An 18,568-nucleotide genomic window follows, 5' to 3' on the forward strand; every position below is an offset into this window, starting at 1 on the left:
AGAGGAACATGCCTCGCAGCCTGAAGAAGGGCCCTTCGTCGACGAGCACCTGCTTCGCAAGGTCGTCTCGCAGAACGATGCCGGCACCAAGAACGTCATCAAGACCTGGTCGCGCCGCTCGATGATCATCCCCGCGATGCTGGGTCACACGATCGCCGTGCACGACGGACGCAAGCACATCCCCGTGTTCGTGTCCGAGACCATGGTCGGTCACAAGCTGGGCGAGTTCGCGCCCACCCGCACCTTCCGCGGCCACGAGAAGGACGACAAGAAGGGCCGCCGCCGCTGACGCGGGGGCGTTCCAGAGAGGACTAGAGGAGGAGAGACATGGTGGATTCCATCGCACGCGTCAAGCACATTCGCGTGACCCCTCAGAAGGCTCGTCGTGTCGTCGCGCTCATCAAGGGCAAGCAGGCTCAGGAGGCTCTGGCCATCCTGAAGTTCGCCCCGCAGAGCGCCAGCGAGCCGATCTACAAGCTCGTCGCTGCCGCCGTGGCCAACGCCCGGGTGAAGGCCGACCGCGACGGCGAGTTCCTGGACGAGCAGGACCTGTACGTGCGCAACGCGTACGTCGACGAGGGCACGACGCTCAAGCGTTTCCAGCCCCGTGCACAGGGTCGCGCGTTCCAGATCAAGAAGCGCACCAGCCACATCACGATCGAGCTCGCGACCCCCGAGGTCGCAACGACGGATGCCGGCTCCAAGAACAAGAAGGCGAGCAAGTAATGGGACAGAAGGTCAACCCGTACGGCTTCCGCCTCGGCATCACCACGGACCACGTGTCGCGTTGGTTCTCCGACTCGACGAAGCCGGGCCAGCGGTACGCCGACTACGTGGCCGAGGACATCAAGATCCGTAAGCTCCTGCAGACGCAGCTCGACCGCGCCGGCGTGTCCGGCATCGAGATCGAGCGCACGCGTGACCGCGTCCGCGTCGACATCCACACCGCCCGCCCGGGCATCGTGATCGGTCGCCGCGGCGCCGAGGCCGAGCGCATCCGCGCCGACCTCGAAAAGCTCACCGGCAAGCAGATCCAGCTGAACATCCTCGAGGTGAAAAACCCCGAGGCCGACGCTCAGCTGGTCGCCCAGGGCATCGCCGAGCAGCTCAGCGCCCGCGTGGCGTTCCGCCGTGCGATGCGCAAGGGCCTGCAGGGCGCTCAGCGCGCCGGCGCCAAGGGCATCCGCATCCAGGTCTCGGGCCGTCTCGGCGGCGCCGAGATGAGCCGGTCGGAGTTCTACCGCGAGGGTCGGGTGCCGCTGCACACGCTGCGCGCGAACATCGACTACGGCTTCTACGAGGCCAAGACCACCTTCGGCCGCATCGGCGTGAAGGTCTGGATCTACAAGGGTGACCTGACCAACAAGGAGCTCGCTCGCGAGCAGGCAGGCGCCCCCAAGCAGCCCCGCGGTCGTGACGACCGCGGCGGCGACCGCCGCCGTGGCCCGCGCAGCGAGGCCCCCGTCGCAGAAGGAGCGTCTGCCTGATGCTTATCCCGCGTAAGGTCAAGTACCGCAAGCAGCACCACCCGGGCCGTTCCGGCCAGGCCACCGGCGGCACGAAGGTCTCCTTCGGCGAGTTCGGCATCCAGGCTCTCACCCCCGCCTACGTGACGAACCGTCAGATCGAGTCCGCTCGTATCGCCATGACCCGTCACATCAAGCGCGGTGGCAAGGTGTGGATCAACATCTACCCCGACCGTCCGCTCACCAAGAAGCCGGCCGAAACCCGCATGGGGTCCGGTAAGGGTTCGCCGGAGTGGTGGGTCGCCAACGTCAAGCCCGGCCGCGTCCTCTTCGAGGTCGCCGGCGTCAACGAGCAGCTGGCCCGCGAGGCCCTGCAGCGGGCAATCCACAAGCTGCCCCTGAAGGCACGCATCATCAAGCGCGAGGAGGGCGACGCGTAATGGCTGTCGGCACCAAGACGCTCGCTCCGAGCGAGCTGGACACGTTCGAGGACCAGCGCCTCGTCGAAGAGCTGCGCAAGGCCAAGGAAGAGCTGTTCAACCTGCGCTTCCAGTCGGCCACCGGCCAGCTCGAGAGCCACGGCCGCATCCGTGCGGTCAAGCGCGACATCGCGCGGCTGTACACCGTGATCCGTGAGCGCGAGCTCGGCATCCGTGCCACGCCCGCGCCCGCCGAGGTCGCGACGAAGGCGAAGCGCCGCACTGAGCGAGCGGAGCGAGACGAAGTGAAGACGAAGGCGAAGAAGGCGGATGCCGACGACGCTGTGAAGGAAGAGGCCGAGTAATGGCTGACGAGAAGAAGGCGCCCGCCAAGAAGGCGCCCGCGAAGAAGGCCGCTGCCGCCGAGGTCGTCGAGGCCGCTGTGGTCGAAGCACCCGCCGAGGTCGCCGGTCACGAGCACGCCGCGCACGACGTGCGCGACGCCGACGCCCGTGGCTACCGCAAGTCGCGCCGCGGCTACGTGGTCAGCGACAAGATGGACAAGACGATCGTCGTCGAGGTCGAGGACCGCGTGAAGCACCCCCTCTACGGCAAGGTCATCCGTCGCACCTCGAAGGTCAAGGCGCACGACGAGGCGAACACCGCCGGCATCGGCGACCTCGTCCTCATCAACGAGACCCGCCCGCTGAGCGCCACCAAGCGCTGGCGTCTGGTGGAGATTCTGGAGAAGGCAAAGTGATTCAGACCGAGTCCCGCCTCAAGGTCGCCGACAACACGGGCGCCAAGGAGCTGCTCACGATCCGCGTGCTCGGTGGTTCGAACCGCCGTTACGCCGGTCTGGGCGACATCATCGTGGCGACCGTCAAGGACGCGATCCCGGGCGGCAACGTCAAGAAGGGCGACGTGGTCAAGGCCGTCGTCGTCCGCACCGTCAAGCAGACCCGTCGTGCCGACGGTTCGTACATCAAGTTCGACGAGAACGCCGCCGTCATCCTGAAGAACGACGGGGAGCCCCGCGGCACCCGCATCTTCGGACCGGTCGGTCGTGAGCTTCGCGACAAGAAGTTCATGAAGATCGTCTCGCTCGCACCGGAGGTGATCTGACCCATGGCCAAGATCAAGAAGGGTGACCTGGTGCAGGTCATCACGGGCCGCAAGCAGGACAAGGGCGGCGACCGCGGCAAGCAGGGCCGGGTGCTCGACATCTTCGTCGAGCAGAACCGGATCATCGTCGAGGGCGTCAACTACGTCACCAAGCACAACCGCGTGGGCCAGTCGCAGCGTGGCACCCGCACGGGCGGCATCGAGACGATGGAAGCCCCGATCCACATTTCCAACGTCGCCCTCGTCGACCCCTCGACCAAGAAGCCGACCCGCGTCGGCCACCGCGTCGAGGAGCAGACGAAGGACGGCGTGAAGCGCACCGTCCGCGTGCGCTACGCGAAGAAGAGCGGTAAGGACCTCTGAATATGAGCACCACCACTGACGTGGCGGCTGGCCCTGCGGCCGAAGGCTCGCCTTCGACACGAGTCCAGCCCCGTTTGAAGCAGAAGTACCAGGGCGAGATCAAGAAGGCTCTGCAGGACGAGTTCGGCTACGGCAACGTCATGCAGATCCCCGGCATCGTCAAGGTCGTCGTCAACACCGGTGTCGGTGAGGCGGCGCGCGACTCCAAGGTGATCGATGGCGCGGTCGACGACCTCACCAAGATCACCGGCCAGAAGCCGGTCGTCACGAAGGCCCGCAAGTCCATCGCGCAGTTCAAGCTGCGCGAGGGCCAGCCCATCGGCGCGCACGTCACCCTCCGCGGCGACCGCGCGTGGGAGTTCCTCGACCGTCTCGTGAACCTCTCGCTGCCCCGCATCCGCGACTTCCGCGGCCTGTCGCCGAAGCAGTTCGACGGCAACGGCAACTACACGTTCGGCCTGCAGGAGCAGTCGGTCTTCCACGAGATCAACCAGGACAAGATCGACCGCGTCCGCGGTTTCGACATCACGATCGTCACGACGGCGAAGACGGATGCCGAGGGTCGCTCGCTGCTCAAGCAGCTGGGCTTCCCGTTCAAGTCCGACGAGGCCTGACACGTTTCGTCTCGCTGCGCTCGCTCAACGACCGGGCGCAGAGAGACGAGAACCCCCGGTCGTTGAGCGAGGGCCGCAGGCCCGAGACGAAACGCCACCATCAAGAAGGTCGGCTGTCGTGTAACGGCATCCGAAACCACTGAACAAAGGAAACAAACGAAATGACGATGACAGACCCGGTCGCTGACATGCTGACCCGTCTGCGCAACGCGAACTCGGCGCACCACGACTCCGTGTCGCTGCCGAGCTCGAAGCTCAAGACCCACATCGCAGAGATCCTCCAGCAGGAGGGTTACATCGCCGGCTGGGAGGTCTCCGACGCCCGTGTCGGCCAGACCCTCACGCTGACGCTGAAGTACGGCCCGAACCGTGAGCGGTCGATCGCCGGCATCAAGCGCGTCTCGAAGCCCGGTCTGCGCGTCTACGCGAAGTCCACCGAGCTGCCCAAGGTCCTCGGCGGCCTCGGCGTCGCGATCCTGTCCACCTCCTCCGGTCTTCTCACCGACCGTCAGGCCGAGCAGAAGGGCGTGGGTGGGGAAGTCCTCGCCTACGTGTGGTGATCTGACATGTCGCGTATCGGACGTCTTCCCATCACCATCCCCGCCGGCGTGACCGTCACGGTCGACGGCCAGGATGTCGCCGTCAAGGGTCCCAAGGGCGAGCTGGCGCTCACCGTGTCCAAGCCCATCGCGGTCACCGTCGAAGAGGGCCAGGTGCTCGTCACCCGTCCCGACGACGAGCGCGAGTCGCGCTCGCTGCACGGCCTGACCCGCACCCTCATCAACAACAACATCATCGGCGTGACCGAGGGCTACTCCAAGGGCCTCGAGGTCGTCGGCACCGGTTACCGTGTCGCCCAGAAGGGGACGGCGGTCGAGTTCGCGCTCGGCTTCTCGCACCCCGTGCTGGTCGAGGCTCCGGCCGGCATCACCCTGACCGTCGAGGGCAACAACAAGCTCACCGTCTCCGGCATCTCGAAGCAGGCCGTCGGTGAGGCTGCTGCCAACATCCGCAAGATCCGCAAGCCCGAGCCCTACAAGGGCAAGGGTGTGCGTTACGCGGGCGAGGTCGTCCGCCGCAAGGCCGGAAAGGCTGGTAAGTAAAAATGGCTGTGACCTCGAAGTCCGACGCGCGTTCGCGTCGTCACGCCCGCCTTCGCAAGAAGGTCGTGGGCACCGAGGCGCGTCCGCGCCTGGTCGTGACCCGTTCGGCACGCCACGTCTTCGTCCAGCTCGTGGACGACGCGAAGGGCCACACCGTGGCCTCGGCCTCGACCCTCGAAGCCGATCTGCGCGCGTTCGCCGGTGACAAGACCGCCAAGGCCCGCAAGGTCGGCGAGCTCGTCGCCGAGCGCGCCAAGGCCGCCGGCGTCTCCGACGTCGTGTTCGACCGCGGTGGCAACCGCTACGCGGGCCGGGTCGCTGCGATCGCCGAGGGCGCTCGCGAGGGAGGGCTGAACCTGTGAGCGATGCAACTGTGAATGTGGAGAACGAAGTGACTGCAGAGGCTACGGCCGAAGCCCCCGTCGAGCGCGAGCGCGAGCCCCGCCGTGGCGGTCGTGAGCGCAGCCAGACCCGCGGCGACCGCGGTGCGCGGGATGCCGACAAGAGCCAGTTCCTGGAGCGCGTCGTCACGATCAACCGCGTGTCGAAGGTCGTCAAGGGCGGTCGCCGCTTCAGCTTCACGGCGCTCGTCGTCGTGGGCGACGGCAACGGTCTCGTGGGCGTCGGCTACGGCAAGGCGCGTGAGGTCCCCCTCGCCATCTCGAAGGGTGTCGAAGAGGCCAAGCGCAACTTCTTCCGCGTGCCCCGTGCCGGCTCCACCATCCCGCACCCGGTGCAGGGCGAGGCCGCTGCCGGCGTCGTGCTGCTGCGTCCGGCCGCTGCCGGTACCGGTGTCATCGCCGGTGGTCCGGTGCGTGCCGTGCTCGAGTGCGCCGGCATCCATGACGTGCTGTCGAAGTCGCTCGGTTCGTCGAACACGATCAACATCGTGCACGCGACGGTCGAGGCGCTCAAGCAGCTCGAGGAACCCCGTGCGGTCGCCGCTCGTCGTGGTCTCGACTTCGACCAGGTGGCTCCCGCCCGTCTGATCCGTGCCGAGGCTGAGGCCGCGGCCGCTGCAAAGGGAGGTGCCTGATGGCCGCGCGTCTCAAGGTGACCCAGATCAAGTCCAAGGTGAGCGAGAAGCAGAACCAGCGTGACACGCTGCGTTCGCTGGGCCTCAAGCGGATCGGCGACTCCGTCGTCCGTCCCGATGACGCGCAGACGCGCGGGTACGTCCGCACCGTCGCACACCTCGTGAACGTTGAGGAGATCGACTGATGGCTGACAACAAAGCCGAGCGCCGCACTGAGCGAGCCGAAGTGAAGGCGACCGAAGAGGTCGTCGAGAAGAAGAAGGCGGCGAAGCCCGCCGCCGAGAAGGCCCCCAAGGCCGAAAAGGCTCTGGCGAAGGCCGCTGCCGCCACGGCGGAGAAGGCCGACAAGCCCGCCGCCAAGAAGCCCGCCGCGAAGAAGGACGCCGTGAAGAAGGATGCCGCGGCATCCCGCCCCGGCGTGCTCAAGGTGCACCACCTGCGTCCGGTTCCCGGCGCCAACACCGCCAAGACCCGTGTCGGTCGCGGTGAGGGCTCGAAGGGCAAGACCGCCGGTCGTGGTACCAAGGGCACCAAGGCCCGCTACCAGGTCAAGGTCGGCTTCGAGGGCGGTCAGATGCCGCTGCACATGCGTACGCCGAAGCTGCGCGGGTTCAAGAACCCGTTCCGCGTCGAGTACCAGGTCGTCAACCTCGACAAGCTCGCCGAGCTGTACCCGACCGGTGGCGACGTCACCGTCGGCGACCTCGTCGCCAAGGGTGCGGTCCGCAAGAACGAGAAGGTCAAGGTTCTCGGTGGCGGCGACATCGCCGTGGCGCTGAACGTGGCCGTCGACAAGGTCTCGGGAGCAGCCGAGCAGAAGATCGTCGCCGCGGGCGGTTCGGTCAAGTAATTCCACGGCAGGGGCCGGTCCGAATCTCGACATGCTCGAGAACCCGGTACCGGCCCCTGTTGCCGTACTCTGGGAGATGGTGCCCGCCCCGGTATCCCGATATTCGGGCGTCGGCACCGGCAAGCCCACTGGAGGAAATCCTTTTGTTCAGCGCCATCGCGCGGGTCTTCCGCACTCCGGATCTCCGGCGGAAGATCGCCTTCACCCTGGCCATCATCGCCATCTACCGCTTCGGCGCGCACGTGCCGACGCCGTTCGTGAGCTTCATCAACGTGCAGTCGTGCCTGTCGCAGACCGGTTCGGCCAGTGAGGGTCTGCTCTCGCTCGTGAACCTCTTCTCGGGCGGCGCGCTGCTGCAGCTGTCGGTCTTCGCCCTCGGCGTCATGCCGTACATCACGGCGACGATCATCGTGCAGCTGCTGCGCGTGGTGATCCCGCACTTCGAAACGCTGTACAAGGAGGGGCAGGCGGGGCAGTCCAAGCTCACGCAGTACACGCGCTACCTCACCATCGCCCTCGCGCTGCTGCAGTCGACGACGCTCGTCACGGTGGCCCGCTCGGGCGCGCTGTTCGGCTCGACGAGCATCGCGGAGTGCAACTCCCTGCTGACCAACGACGCCTGGTGGGCGCAGCTGCTGATGATCATCACGCTGACCGCCGGCACGGGCCTCATCATGTGGTTCGCCGAGCTCGTCACCGAACGCGGCGTCGGCAACGGCATGTCGATCCTCATCTTCACCTCGATCGCGGCGCAGTTCCCGGCGGCGATGTGGTCGATCGCGCAGTCGCGCGGCTTCGAGACGTTCCTGCTCGTGCTCGCGGTGGGCATCGTGGTCGTCGCGCTGGTCGTGTTCGTCGAGCAGTCGCAGCGGCGCATCCCGGTGCAGTACGCGAAGCGCATGGTGGGCCGGCGGACGCTGGGCGGCACCAACACGTACATCCCCATCAAGGTGAACATGGCCGGTGTCGTGCCCGTCATCTTCGCCTCGTCGCTGCTGTACATCCCGGCGCTGATCGCGCAGTTCAACCAGAACCCGGATGCCGATGGCAACATCCCCGGCTGGGTCAGCTGGATCCAGGCCTACCTGACCAAGGGCGACCACCCGCTGTACATGCTGCTGTACTTCCTGCTGATCGTCGGCTTCACGTACTTCTACGTGGCCATCACGTTCAACCCGGTCGAGGTCGCCGACAACATGAAGAAGTACGGCGGCTTCATCCCCGGCATCCGTGCGGGTCGTCCCACCGCCGAATACCTCGACTACGTGCTCACGCGCATCACGCTGCCGGGCTCGATCTACCTCGGTCTCATCGCCCTGCTGCCGCTCGTCGCTCTGGCCACCGTCGGTGCCAACCAGAACTTCCCGTTCGGTGGCGCGTCGATCCTCATCATCGTCGGTGTGGGTCTGGAGACGGTCAAGCAGATCGACGCGCAGCTGCAGCAGCGCCACTACGAAGGGCTCCTGCGATGACCACTCCGCGACTGCTGATCATCGGGCCGCAGGGCTCGGGCAAGGGCACGCAGGGCGTGCGTATCGCCGCCGCCCTCGGCATCCCGGCGATCTCCACCGGCGACATCTTCCGGGCGAACATCGCCGCCGGCACCGAGCTGGGCAGGCGCGTGCAGGCGATCACCGCCGCCGGTGATCTCGTGCCCGACGCGCTCACGAACGAGATCGTGCGCGACCGGCTGTCGCAGGACGACGCGGCGGGCGGGTTCCTCCTCGACGGATACCCGCGCAACCTCGGTCAGGTCGGCGACCTCGACACGTTCCTCGACGGCCGCGGCGAGCCGCTGACCGCCGTCGTCGAGCTGTCGGTGCCGCGCGCGGAGTCGATTCAGCGCCTGTCGCTGCGCGCCGCCGAGCAGGGGCGAGCCGACGACAACGAGGAGTCGATCGCCAAGCGCCTGGCCATCTACGAGTCCGAGACGGCGCCGATCCTCGACGTGTACCGGGCGCACGGCATCGTCGTCACGGTCGACGGCGTCGGCACGCTCGACGAGGTGTTCGAGCGGATCGTCGCGGCTCTCGCCGAGCGCGGCATCGTCGTCGCGGTCTGACGGCGTTCTCATGGGTCTGCGGCGCTCGCTGTACAAGACGCCCGCCCAACTGCGGGCGATGGTCGAGCCGGGGCTCATCACCGCGGCCGCCCTCGACGCGGTCCGTGCGCTGATCGCCCCCGGGGTGACGACGGCGGAGCTCGATGCCGCGGCCTTCGACGTCGTGCGTGCGCGCGGTGCCGAGTCGAACTTCCAGCTCGTGCGCGGATACCGTCACACCACGTGCATCTCGGTGAACGAGCAGGTGGTGCACGGCATCCCCTCGTCGCGGGTGCTGGAGCCCGGCGACATCGTCTCGATCGACGCGGGGGCCCAGTTCCGCGGCTGGAACGGCGACTCCGCCATCACCGTCATCGTGCCGGGCGACGCTTCCGGTGCCACGGCGGATGCCGCGCGGGTCGCGGCGCGGCAGCGCCTGTCGGACGTGACCGAGGGGTCGCTGTGGGCGGGCATCGCGGCGCTGGCGCACGCGGCGCGGGTCGGCGAGGTGGGCGACGCCGTGCAGGGCTCCATCGAGCGTGCGGCGGCCGAGGACGGCGCAACCTACGGCATCCTGCGCGATTACGTCGGGCACGGCATCGGCCGACGGATGCACGAGGGCCCGACGGTCTTCAACTACCGGGTGTCCGATCTGGGTCCGGCCGTCAGGCCCGGGCTGTGCCTGGCGATCGAGCCGATGGTCACCGCCGGGTCGGACGAGACGTTCGTCGAAGAGGACGACTGGACGGTGTCGACCGTCGACGGCAGCGACGGCGCCCACTGGGAGCACAGCGTCGCGGTGCACGACGGCGGGATCTGGGTGCTGACGGCGCCCGACGGCGGCGCCGCGGGCCTCGCCCCCTTCGGCGTAACCCCCACCCCCCTCACCTAACCCCCCGCCCCCTGCGCCCGCCCGGCATCCGTCGCCCGGTGAGAAACCACATCGCGCGTGAGAAACCACATCTGCAGTGGTTTCTCACGCAGAAAGTGGTTTCTCACGGGTCGGCGGTGGCCGAGGCGGGATCGAGGGGGGAGCCGAGCGGGCGGTCGGCCGTGAAGCCGGGGAGCACCGCGAACGCGCCCGACGCGGTCGCGGTGGCGAAGCCGAGCAGATCGTCGGTCTCTTCGAGGCGCTGCAGCGTACGGCTGAAGGTCGACACGTCGTTCTGGAAGCTCAGGAACACCACCCCGCGATCGTCGTCGTCGTTGGCGTAGCTGTAGCTGCGGCGCAGCATGAGCGGCGCTCCGATGAACGACGGATGCGCGGCGCGCGCGTGCGCGCGCGCCGGCACGAGGTACTCGCCCTCGGGCGACTTCGCCGTCAGATCGATCTCGCCGAAAGCGTCGCCCCCGGACAGCGGCGTGCCGTCGGTCTGGCGGCGGCCGAACACGGCGTCCTGCGCCTCGGCATCCAGCGCACGGAACCGGGGGATGTCGAGACGGAACCGGCGCACGGTGCACACCGTCCCGCCCGCCAGCGGTCCGTCGCCGATCCAGACCCCGGCATCCAACAGCGCCGTCGTGTCGGGCACGATGATCCCGTCGTAGTACCCGAGGGGGTTGCGTGCGGCGCTGCGCCGCCCCGCCCCGCGCAGCCCCGGCTGCGCCCATCGCGGCGCGAGGGCGCCCGTGAGCGCCTCCGTCGCCGCAGCCGGCACGGTGGGGTCGGTGGCGGCGGCGATGACGAGCACGTCGCCGCCGTGCACCTCCACGGTGTCGTCGGAGGCGAAGACCGGCAGCGTCGCGACCGGGGCGAGGTCCGGGTCGATGAGGGCGAGCAGCCGCGGGCCGATGCCGACGACGACGGTGAGGTCGCCCGCGCCATCGGGCAGCAGCCGTGACGTGTACCCCTCGGCGGTGAGGGCGGCCACCGCCGTCCCGAGTGAGGCGAGCAGAGTCGGCAGGGTCTCGCGGGTGACGTCGGATGCGTCGAAGACCGAGATGAGCGCGTGCGCCTGCGCGGCGGCGGGGGCGGCGATGCCCGCCTGGTGAGCGCCGTACGGCGAGACGCGCTGCACGTCGGCCGCCGCGTCGTCGCGGCCGAGCGCCGCGAGCACGCCGCTTGCCGCGGCCGCGCCGGCGATGAGCCCCGCCCCGCCGGTGAGCAGGGTGCGTCGGGACACCCCGCCGGATGCCGCGGCCTCAGCCATCGGTGGTCACCGCCAACGCGGGGCCCGGGTCGAGCCCGAAGTCGATGTCGTACCAGAAGTCCGACTGTCGCACCTGGGCGCGCCGCAACAGCCCGGACTCGTCGAGCCACAACCGCAGCGGCGACTCGTCGGGGTCGAGCGTGTCGGCATCCACCACCTCGTCGCTGGGCGGGGCGGCGAACACGGTCACGGCAGTGCCGTCGATCTCGTCCTCGCGCAGCCAGAGCGCCCCGGTCTGCTGCACGAGCAGGGGGTTCTCGGGGCGGTCCGCGCCGAGGTTGCCGATCAGGGCGAGGGTGGCGTCAAGGGCGGAGGCGTCGGCCTGGAGCGTGCGGCTCGTCCACGTCTGGTCGGACAAGGCGGGGATCGGCAGGACGGGCAGGCCCGCGTCGTCCGGTGCCGCCGGGCGGATGGCGACGGTGTCGGCGGTCCACAGCAGCGCCTGCGGCTCGAACCCCTCGCCCGTGACCGCGGCGTAGCCGGTGTGCGACGCGTAGTCCACCCAACCGTTCAGGTGCAGCGACGTGCCCTGCTCGACGACAGTCGTCGTGAACGGCCGCGTCCCGGCGTCGAAGTTCTTGAAGCGCATCGCGGCCAGCAGCTCCGACTCGGCCGTGGTCACGGGGCGGGGATCCGACTCCGCGGCCGGCGCGCAGGCGCAGACGCAGAGGGTGACCACCGCGGCCAGCACCGCGGTCAGCGCGCGCCTCACGGCATCCTCGAACGGTCGGCCAGCAGCGCCGAGGTGGGGGTGTCGAAGGCGGCGAGGTCCGGCAGCTCGACGGTCTCCGGCAGGGGGGCGGATGCCGGCGCATCCAACTGCGGCTGTGCGGGAGGCGCCGCCACCCGCAGGAAGCTGACCCCCTCCGGTGCCGCGGGGGCCGGCAGCACCTCGGCCGCCTCCTGCGTCGCCGCGCACGTGGCGAGCGCGTCGCCCAGCGTGGCGGGGAGGGTCGTGATGCCGGCATCCGCGCAATTGGCGGCAGCGGGCGCGCGGGCGGCGGAGGTGTTCGCGACGTCGACGCCGTTGGTCTCGAAGGTGTTGCCGCGCAGGTCGTTGCCCGAGGCGGCGAGGTCTTCGGTGTTGGCGAACTGCACCCCCGCGGCGGCGTTCGCACCGATGAGGTTGCGCTCGAACACGTTGTCGCGGCCACCGGAGATCCCGATGCCCAGGGCGAAGGCGCCGTCGGCCTGGGCCGGGCTGTCGCCGGCGTCATTGCCCCAGACGAGATTGCCGACGATCGTGTTGCCGCTTTGCGGGCTGAACGCCTCCTGGTAGTTCGACAGCAGCGTCATCCCCACCCGGTTTCCCGCGAAGCGGTTGCCGGCGATGACGACCGAGTCCGAGGCGTTGGCGTTCTCGAACCCCACCGCGTTGTTCTCGGCGACGTTGCCGGTCACGAGAATGTCGCAGCCCTCGCACTGGCCGACGTAGAAGCCGCTGTCGGCCGACCCCGACGCGTAGGAGTCGCGGATGACGCCGTGCTGCGAATTGAACGCGTAGATGCCGTAGAGCCCGTTGTTGTAGGCCGTCACGTGATCGATGAGGAAGCGCTGAAGGGGCGGGAACTGCGCCGGGTCGAACGGCTGATAGCCGGCGCCGCCGTGTGCGCTCGGCCCGTTCTCGTCGTGCGTGCCGGTGACCAGCACACCGTAGTAGAGGGCGCCGGTCACGGTCAGGTTCTCGATCGTGATGCCGTCGGCGATCCCGACGATGCCGTAGGGACGGATGCCGCCGCCGTCGACGACCGTCTCGTTGCGATCCGCGCCGCGCACGGTCACGTCGGGCGTCGACACGAGCATGGTCTGGTCGTAGACGCCCGCCGCGATCTCGATCACCCCGCCCTCGGCCACGCGGTCCGCCGCCTCCTGCAGCGACGCGGTGTCCTCGGGCACGCGCACGACCGCGTCGCCCGAACCGGAGGGGCCGGTCGCATCGCAGCCCGTCAGCAGTGCGCCGCACAGCAGCGCGGCGAGCATCGCCATCGATCCCCGGGCTGCGGTCGTCAGGGTCGTGGTCGCTCGCACACGCTCCAGCTTAGAGCGAAACCAGCATTCGATTTGCGTTCACCCAGCCCCAGCCGATAACGTCGCGAGGGACAGATATATCTGTCTATCCGGCAGGTGGCGATCCCTCTCGATCGCGCAGTACGCGCATCGACGCCACCCCGCGTGCCCGCTCCACCTTATAAGGACACGAACAGTGACGATCAATCCCCCCCGATACGCGAGGCGTGCCCTCGCAGCACTGACCGCCGCCACCCTCGCACTCACCGGCGTCGCGGTCGCCGCCGCACCCGCCGCGGCCGCCACCGGCACGGTCAGCGGAACGGTCTGGCGCGACTTCGACGGCGACGGCGTCGTCGACACGGACGACACGCTGGCAGGGACGCAGGTCGACGTCGGGCTCGCGGGAGTCACCGTCACCGCCTACGACGCATCCGGCACCGCCGTGGACAGCGTCGCCTCCGGCAGTGACGGCACGTATTCGCTGGATCTGTCGGCCCTCGCCGACGGCACGCCCGTCCGTGTCGAGTTCACCGACCTCCCCGACGGCTTCTCGCCGACGGCGGCCGGCGCTGACAACGGGACGACCGTGCAGTTCGTGGCGGTGGGTGCCGAGGACGTCGACTTCCTCCTCAACAACCCCGACGACTACGCGCAGGCCAACGCGCCGCTGTTCACGGCGATCCAGTGGCCGGCGCTGACCACGGGAACGAACGCGAACGAGCCCGCGATCGTCTCGACGCCGTGGGAGACCACCGAGGGCACGGCCACGACCTATCCCACGCGCACGACGATCGCGACGTACGGCCAGGTCGGCGCGATCTGGGGGCTCGCCTACGACCGCACCGGCAACGACCTGTACGCGGCCGCCACCTACAAGCGCCTCTCGGCCCTCGGCAGCCTCGGCCTCGGCGGCATCTACCGCATGACCGACGTCCTCAACGACGACGGCACGATCGCCGGCACCCCGACGACCGAGGCCTGGGCCGACGTGCAGGGTCTTCCGCTGACGAACGCCGCCGGCACCCTCGACCTCGGCACGGCGCTCAGCAACGCGGCGCGCGGCATCCCCGCCTTGGCCAGCGCGACGGGGGCCGACATCGACGGCTTCGCCCGGGCGGGCCGCATCGGCATCGGCGGCATCGTCTCGGTGCCGCAGACGCAGGAGCTCGTCTTCGTCAACCTGAACGACGGCGACCTGTACGCGGTCGACGCGAGCGGCGCTCAGCCGACCGAGGCCACGCGCATCCCGCTGGCCTCCGCGCTCGGGCTGGGCGATGACCAGCAGCCGTGGGCTGTGACGATCTACCGCGACGAACTGTACGTCGGCTACATCGACACCGGTTCGGTCGCGGGCCAGAGCGCCGCCGAAGCGGGGCTGAACGCCTACGTCGTGAAGACGCCGCTGGCCGCCGCGGTGACCGGCGACGTCGCGTGGGAAGAGGTGCTCACCGCCGACCTCGGTTACCAGAAGGGCAACTCGGTCCGCCAGTGGGGCGGCGCGACCTACGGCGACACCACCCACCTGCAGGTCCGTCGCTGGAACACGTGGACCGACACCTGGTCGTGGAACGGCAACACCACGTCGTACAACACCGGCTCCGGCGCCACCGCGACCGCCGGGTCGGCACCCGACTCGGTCGCCCTGTCCAACGGCGGCGTGCAGATCTACCCGCAGGCCATCCTCAGCGGCCTCACCTTCGACGACGAGGGCTACCTGTCGCTCGGGTTCGCCGACCGCACCGCGATCCAGGGCGGCAACCGCAACCACGCGGCCATGACGGGAACGCAGACCCAGCGCTACGAGACCGTCGCCAGCGGTGACCTGCTCATCGCGAGCCCCAACGGCGACGGCACCTTCACCCTCGAGCAGAACGGTGAGGTCGGCGACCGCACGACGAGCTTCACGAGCGCGCTGAACGATCAGGGACCGGATGCCGTCAGCACCCGCGAGTTCTACAACGACGACATGAAGAAGGGTCTGTACAACAACAGCCCCGCGACGGGCTACGTGCACCAGGATGTCGCCCTCGGCGCGGTCATCTCGTACCCCGGGCTCTCCGAGGTCGCGTCCACGACGTTCGACCCGCTGACGGGCGTCCGCCTCGCCGGCGTCAACTGGTTCGACGTCGATGACGGCACCGCGCTGCGCGGCTACGAGCACACCGCAGATTCCGGTTCGGCCGGCACCGCGCCGGCCGCGAGCTTCCAGAAGGGCGGCGGCCTCGGCGGCCTGACGCTCGCGCAGCTGCCTGCGCCCGTGCAGATCGGCGACCGCGTCTGGTACGACGCCGACGGCAACGGCCGGCAGGACCCCGACGAGCCGGCGATCTCCGGCGCCGTCGTGACGCTCTACCGCGCCGATGCGCAGGGGCACCCGACGGGTGCGGCGCTGGGGACGACGACCACCGACTCCAGCGGAACCTACTACTTCGACTCGGAACTGTGGACCGCCTCGCGGTTCGACGACCCCGCCGCGTCGCTCGTGGTGGTGTTCTCCACGCCCGCCGACGAGACCGAGAACGTGACCTTCGTCTGGCCGGCCGACACCGTCCACCCGGCGCTCGGAACCCTCACGTGGGCCGACCTGTCGTTCACGACCCGGTACTACGACGCCGATGAGACGCAGAACGACTCCAACGCCGACCCCGACAGCGGCGAGGCGCCGGTGAACGTCGTCGGCCCCGGGGTGAACGACCACACGATCGACGCCGGCTTCGTCGCGACGGTTCCGGTCGACTTCACCAAGGTTCTCGCCGCGGACAGCGCTCCGGCACCTGAGGGAGCGACGTTCGAGATTACGGTCGCGCTCGAGGACTTCCGCGGCAACGCGCTGGACGACCTCGTCTTCACGCTCGAGGTCGGCGGCGAGAACGAGATCGAGCTGCCCGCCTTCAGCGTCATCACCGCCGTCACCGAGACCAACGGCGACGACTACGACGTGGCCATCAGCCCGTCGGTGCCCGTGCAGGTCACGGCATCCGACGAACTGAGCTTCACGATCACCAACACGTACAAGACCTACGCGGTCGGCGACTACGTGTGGATCGACGCGGATCGCGACGGCATCCAGGATGACGGCGAAGACCCGCTCGCCGGTGTCACCGTGAACCTGCTCGACGCCGACGGCGAGCCCGTGCTCGACGGCGACGGACAGCCGATCACGACGACGACCAACGCGTCCGGTTACTACGTCTTCGACAACCTGCCGCCGGGCGATTACCAGGTCGAGTTCGTGCTGACGCTCGAGCAGTCGCAGCAGTACGTCTTCACGACGACCGGTGACGGCTCCGCGACCGACTCGGACGCGGCCCCGTCGGCCGATGTCGACGGGCGCGTCTCCGGCCGCACCGCGGTGTTCTCGCTCGGCGAGGACAACACCGCCCTCGTCGCGTCGTCGACGTACAACGCCAGCGAAGCGGGTTCCGCCCAGGACGAGTCGGTGACGGCGTCGCACGGCATCGACCCGACGTGGGATGCGGGCGTCGTCGAGCGCACCTACGCGGTGGGCGACTACGTGTGGCTCGACGCGAACCGCGACGGCATCCAGGATGCCGGTGAGGCTCCGGTGTCGGGCGTCACCGTGCGGCTGTACACGGCGGACGGCGTGGAGGTCGCATCGACGACCACCGACGCGAACGGACTGTATCTGTTCGACGAGCTGCCCGCGGGGTCGTACTACGTGCAGTTCGAGCTGACCGAGGCGCAGCGTGCGCTGTACCGCTTCACGGAGGTCGGCGCGGGGTCGGATGACGCCGTCGACTCGGATGCGGTCGTCGGCACCGACGCGGGTATCGCGCGTACGGCGGTGTTCACGCTGGAGTACGGCGGTGACGCACTGGTCTCGGCCGAGGAGTACGCCTCGATCGGCGAGGTTCTCGCTTCGGAGGGCATCGACCCGACGTGGGACGCCGGTCTCATCGCGGCGACCTACGCGGTCGGCGACTACGTGTGGGTCGACGCGGACCGCGACGGCATCCAGGATGCCGGCGAGGAGCCGCTGGCCGGTGTCACGGTGAACCTGTACCGTGACGGCGACACGGAGCCGTACGCGACGACGACGACGGACGAGAACGGTCTGTACGTGTTCGACGGGTTGCCCGCGGGCGACTACTTCGTCGAGTTCGTGCTGACCGAACAGCAGGCCTCGCAGTTCCGCTTCACGTCGGCGAACGCCGGTTCGGACGCCGCCGATTCGGATGCCGACCCGGTGACGGGCCGCACGCCGGTGTTCACTCTGGACGACTCGAACACGGCGCTCGTGGACGGCGGCGACTACGACGGCCTGCCGATCACGGCGACCGAGGGCATCGACCCGACGTGGGATGCGGGCGTCATCGTGAAGACCTACGCGGTCGGTGACTACGTGTGGGTCGACGCGGATCGCGACGGCATCCAGGATGCCGACGAGGAACCGCTGGCCGGTGTCACGGTGAACCTGTACCGTGACGGCGACACGGAGCCGTACGCGACGACGACGACGGACGAGAACGGTCTGTACGTGTTCGACGGGTTGCCCGCGGGCGACTACTTCGTCGAGTTCGTGCTGGGCGACGAATACATGTTCACCTCCGTGGGCGACGGCGGCGCCGCCGATTCGGACGCCGACCCGGTGACGGGCCGCACGCCGGTGTTCACTCTGGACGACTCGAACACGGCACTCGTGGACGGCGGCGACTACGACGGCCTGCCGATCACGGCGACCGAGGGCATCGACCCGACGTGGGATGCGGGCGTCATCGTGAAGACCTACGCGGTCGGTGACTACGTGTGGATCGACGCGGACGGCGACGGCATCCAGGACGCCGACGAGGACCCGCTGGCCGGTGTCACGGTGGAGCTGTACCGCGCGGGCGAGAGCACGCCGTACGCCACCACGACGACCGACGAGAACGGCCGCTACGTGTTCGACGGGCTCCCGACGGGCGACTACCGGCTCCGGTTCGTGCTGACCGCTGAGCAGCAGGAGCTCTACGAGTTCACGACTCTGGGCGACGGCGGCAGCGACGACTCCGACGTGGATGCCGACGGCTGGACGGTCGAGTTCACGCTCAACGGCTCGAACACGCACCTGGTGCCCGGCGAGGAGTATTCCTTCGCGGAACTGACGGCCTCCGAGGGCATCGACCCAACGTGGGACGCGGGCGTGGTCCTCAAGGCCGGGACGGGTTCGGGGGAGGCAGAGTCGGAGGACGGAGACCTCGCCGTGACCGGTGGCCAGATCGCATGGGGCGTCGTGTTCGCCGCGGTCCTCCTGCTGGTCGGCGGTCTCGTGCTCGCGCTGCGCGCGCGCCGGCGCACGGTCTGAATCGCGCGCGCGGTGGCGGCATCCGTCGCCACCCCGCGCGCCGCCGACCTCCCGCGAGAAACCACATCCTGCGTGAGAAACCACAT

The 18,568-nt window shown here is 69.1% G+C and carries 21 protein-coding genes and 1 pseudogene; 19 read left to right on the top strand and 3 right to left on the bottom strand.

What is annotated here, in order from left to right:
• Positions 1-8: 8 nt before the first annotated feature.
• From rpsS to map, 18 genes and pseudogenes are all read left to right on the top strand, one after another.
• Positions 9-289, top strand: a pseudogene (gene rpsS, locus QM720_RS07140) (30S ribosomal protein S19).
• A gap of 38 nt (positions 290-327) precedes the next feature.
• Positions 328-726 (top strand): 50S ribosomal protein L22, encoded by a 399-nt coding sequence (gene rplV / locus QM720_RS07145; RefSeq protein WP_415125439.1) that lies wholly within the window; start codon positions 328-330, stop codon positions 724-726.
• Entirely contained in the window at positions 726-1,487 is a 762-nt protein-coding gene (rpsC, locus tag QM720_RS07150; protein ID WP_415125440.1) for a 30S ribosomal protein S3, read from the top strand. Before rplV ends, rpsC begins: the two co-directional genes overlap by 1 nt.
• Complete coding sequence (gene rplP / locus QM720_RS07155; RefSeq protein ID WP_415125441.1) at positions 1,487-1,906, top strand: 50S ribosomal protein L16; 420 nt, start codon at positions 1,487-1,489, stop codon at positions 1,904-1,906. Before rpsC ends, rplP begins: the two co-directional genes overlap by 1 nt.
• Entirely contained in the window at positions 1,906-2,250 is a 345-nt protein-coding gene (gene rpmC / locus QM720_RS07160; RefSeq protein WP_415125442.1) for a 50S ribosomal protein L29, read from the top strand. The genes rplP and rpmC overlap by 1 nt, the downstream gene beginning before the upstream one ends.
• Positions 2,250-2,645 (top strand): 30S ribosomal protein S17, encoded by a 396-nt coding sequence (rpsQ, locus tag QM720_RS07165; RefSeq protein ID WP_415125443.1) that lies wholly within the window; start codon positions 2,250-2,252, stop codon positions 2,643-2,645. Before rpmC ends, rpsQ begins: the two co-directional genes overlap by 1 nt.
• Entirely contained in the window at positions 2,642-3,010 is a 369-nt protein-coding gene (gene rplN / locus QM720_RS07170; protein WP_018171454.1) for a 50S ribosomal protein L14, read from the top strand. The genes rpsQ and rplN overlap by 4 nt, the downstream gene beginning before the upstream one ends.
• Positions 3,011-3,013: 3 nt before the next feature.
• On the top strand, positions 3,014-3,373 hold the full coding sequence (gene rplX, locus QM720_RS07175) for a 50S ribosomal protein L24 (protein ID WP_415125444.1): 360 nt from the start codon (positions 3,014-3,016) through the stop codon (positions 3,371-3,373).
• Between the two features lie 2 nt (positions 3,374-3,375).
• Positions 3,376-3,987, top strand: a complete 612-nt coding sequence (gene rplE / locus QM720_RS07180; protein WP_415125445.1) for a 50S ribosomal protein L5 — start codon at positions 3,376-3,378, stop codon at positions 3,985-3,987.
• 161 nt (positions 3,988-4,148) lie between these two features.
• Positions 4,149-4,547, top strand: coding sequence for a 30S ribosomal protein S8 (gene rpsH, locus QM720_RS07185; RefSeq protein ID WP_415125446.1), 399 nt, complete (start codon positions 4,149-4,151; stop codon positions 4,545-4,547).
• Positions 4,548-4,553: 6 nt separating this feature from the next.
• Positions 4,554-5,090 (top strand): 50S ribosomal protein L6, encoded by a 537-nt coding sequence (gene rplF, locus QM720_RS07190; protein WP_415125447.1) that lies wholly within the window; start codon positions 4,554-4,556, stop codon positions 5,088-5,090.
• A 2-nt stretch (positions 5,091-5,092) separates the two neighbouring features.
• Positions 5,093-5,452: a 50S ribosomal protein L18 gene (gene rplR / locus QM720_RS07195; protein ID WP_415125448.1), complete on the top strand. Its 360-nt coding sequence runs from the start codon at positions 5,093-5,095 to the stop codon at positions 5,450-5,452.
• Positions 5,453-5,481: 29 nt separating this feature from the next.
• The gene (gene rpsE, locus QM720_RS07200; RefSeq protein ID WP_415125449.1) at positions 5,482-6,126 is read left to right on the top strand and encodes a 30S ribosomal protein S5; all 645 of its coding nucleotides are present in this window, start codon (positions 5,482-5,484) and stop codon (positions 6,124-6,126) included.
• Positions 6,126-6,311 carry a 50S ribosomal protein L30 gene (gene rpmD / locus QM720_RS07205; protein ID WP_271172371.1) on the top strand — a complete coding sequence of 62 codons (186 nt, stop codon included), beginning with the start codon at positions 6,126-6,128 and terminating at the stop codon, positions 6,309-6,311. Before rpsE ends, rpmD begins: the two co-directional genes overlap by 1 nt.
• Entirely contained in the window at positions 6,311-6,976 is a 666-nt protein-coding gene (gene rplO, locus QM720_RS07210; RefSeq protein WP_415125450.1) for a 50S ribosomal protein L15, read from the top strand. The genes rpmD and rplO overlap by 1 nt, the downstream gene beginning before the upstream one ends.
• A gap of 143 nt (positions 6,977-7,119) precedes the next feature.
• On the top strand, positions 7,120-8,448 hold the full coding sequence (gene secY / locus QM720_RS07215; protein ID WP_415125451.1) for a preprotein translocase subunit SecY: 1,329 nt from the start codon (positions 7,120-7,122) through the stop codon (positions 8,446-8,448).
• A complete protein-coding gene (locus QM720_RS07220; RefSeq protein WP_415125452.1) occupies positions 8,445-9,038 on the top strand; it encodes an adenylate kinase in 594 nt (197 codons plus the stop codon). Before secY ends, QM720_RS07220 begins: the two co-directional genes overlap by 4 nt.
• 10 nt (positions 9,039-9,048) lie before the next feature.
• The gene (gene map / locus QM720_RS07225) at positions 9,049-9,909 is read left to right on the top strand and encodes a type I methionyl aminopeptidase (RefSeq protein WP_415125453.1); all 861 of its coding nucleotides are present in this window, start codon (positions 9,049-9,051) and stop codon (positions 9,907-9,909) included.
• A 103-nt stretch (positions 9,910-10,012) separates the two neighbouring features.
• Here map and QM720_RS07230 read toward each other — a convergent pair whose 3' ends face one another.
• From QM720_RS07230 to QM720_RS07240, 3 genes are read right to left on the bottom strand one after another with little or no spacing between them, the layout of a single operon-like run.
• Entirely contained in the window at positions 10,013-11,167 is a 1,155-nt protein-coding gene (locus QM720_RS07230; RefSeq protein ID WP_415125454.1) for a Dyp-type peroxidase, read from the bottom strand.
• Positions 11,160-11,879 (bottom strand): hypothetical protein, encoded by a 720-nt coding sequence (locus QM720_RS07235; protein ID WP_415125455.1) that lies wholly within the window; start codon positions 11,877-11,879, stop codon positions 11,160-11,162. The genes QM720_RS07230 and QM720_RS07235 overlap by 8 nt, the downstream gene beginning before the upstream one ends.
• Positions 11,876-13,195, bottom strand: a complete 1,320-nt coding sequence (locus QM720_RS07240; RefSeq protein ID WP_415125456.1) for a nitrous oxide reductase family maturation protein NosD — start codon at positions 13,193-13,195, stop codon at positions 11,876-11,878. Before QM720_RS07240 ends, QM720_RS07235 begins: the two co-directional genes overlap by 4 nt.
• 175 nt (positions 13,196-13,370) lie before the next feature.
• Between QM720_RS07240 and QM720_RS07245 the strand changes: the two genes are divergently transcribed.
• Entirely contained in the window at positions 13,371-18,482 is a 5,112-nt protein-coding gene (locus tag QM720_RS07245) for an SdrD B-like domain-containing protein (RefSeq protein WP_415125457.1), read from the top strand.
• Positions 18,483-18,568 lie beyond the last annotated feature (86 nt).

The organism is Microbacterium sp. (assembly GCF_047602155.1).
Lineage (GTDB): Bacteria > Actinomycetota > Actinomycetes > Actinomycetales > Microbacteriaceae > Microbacterium.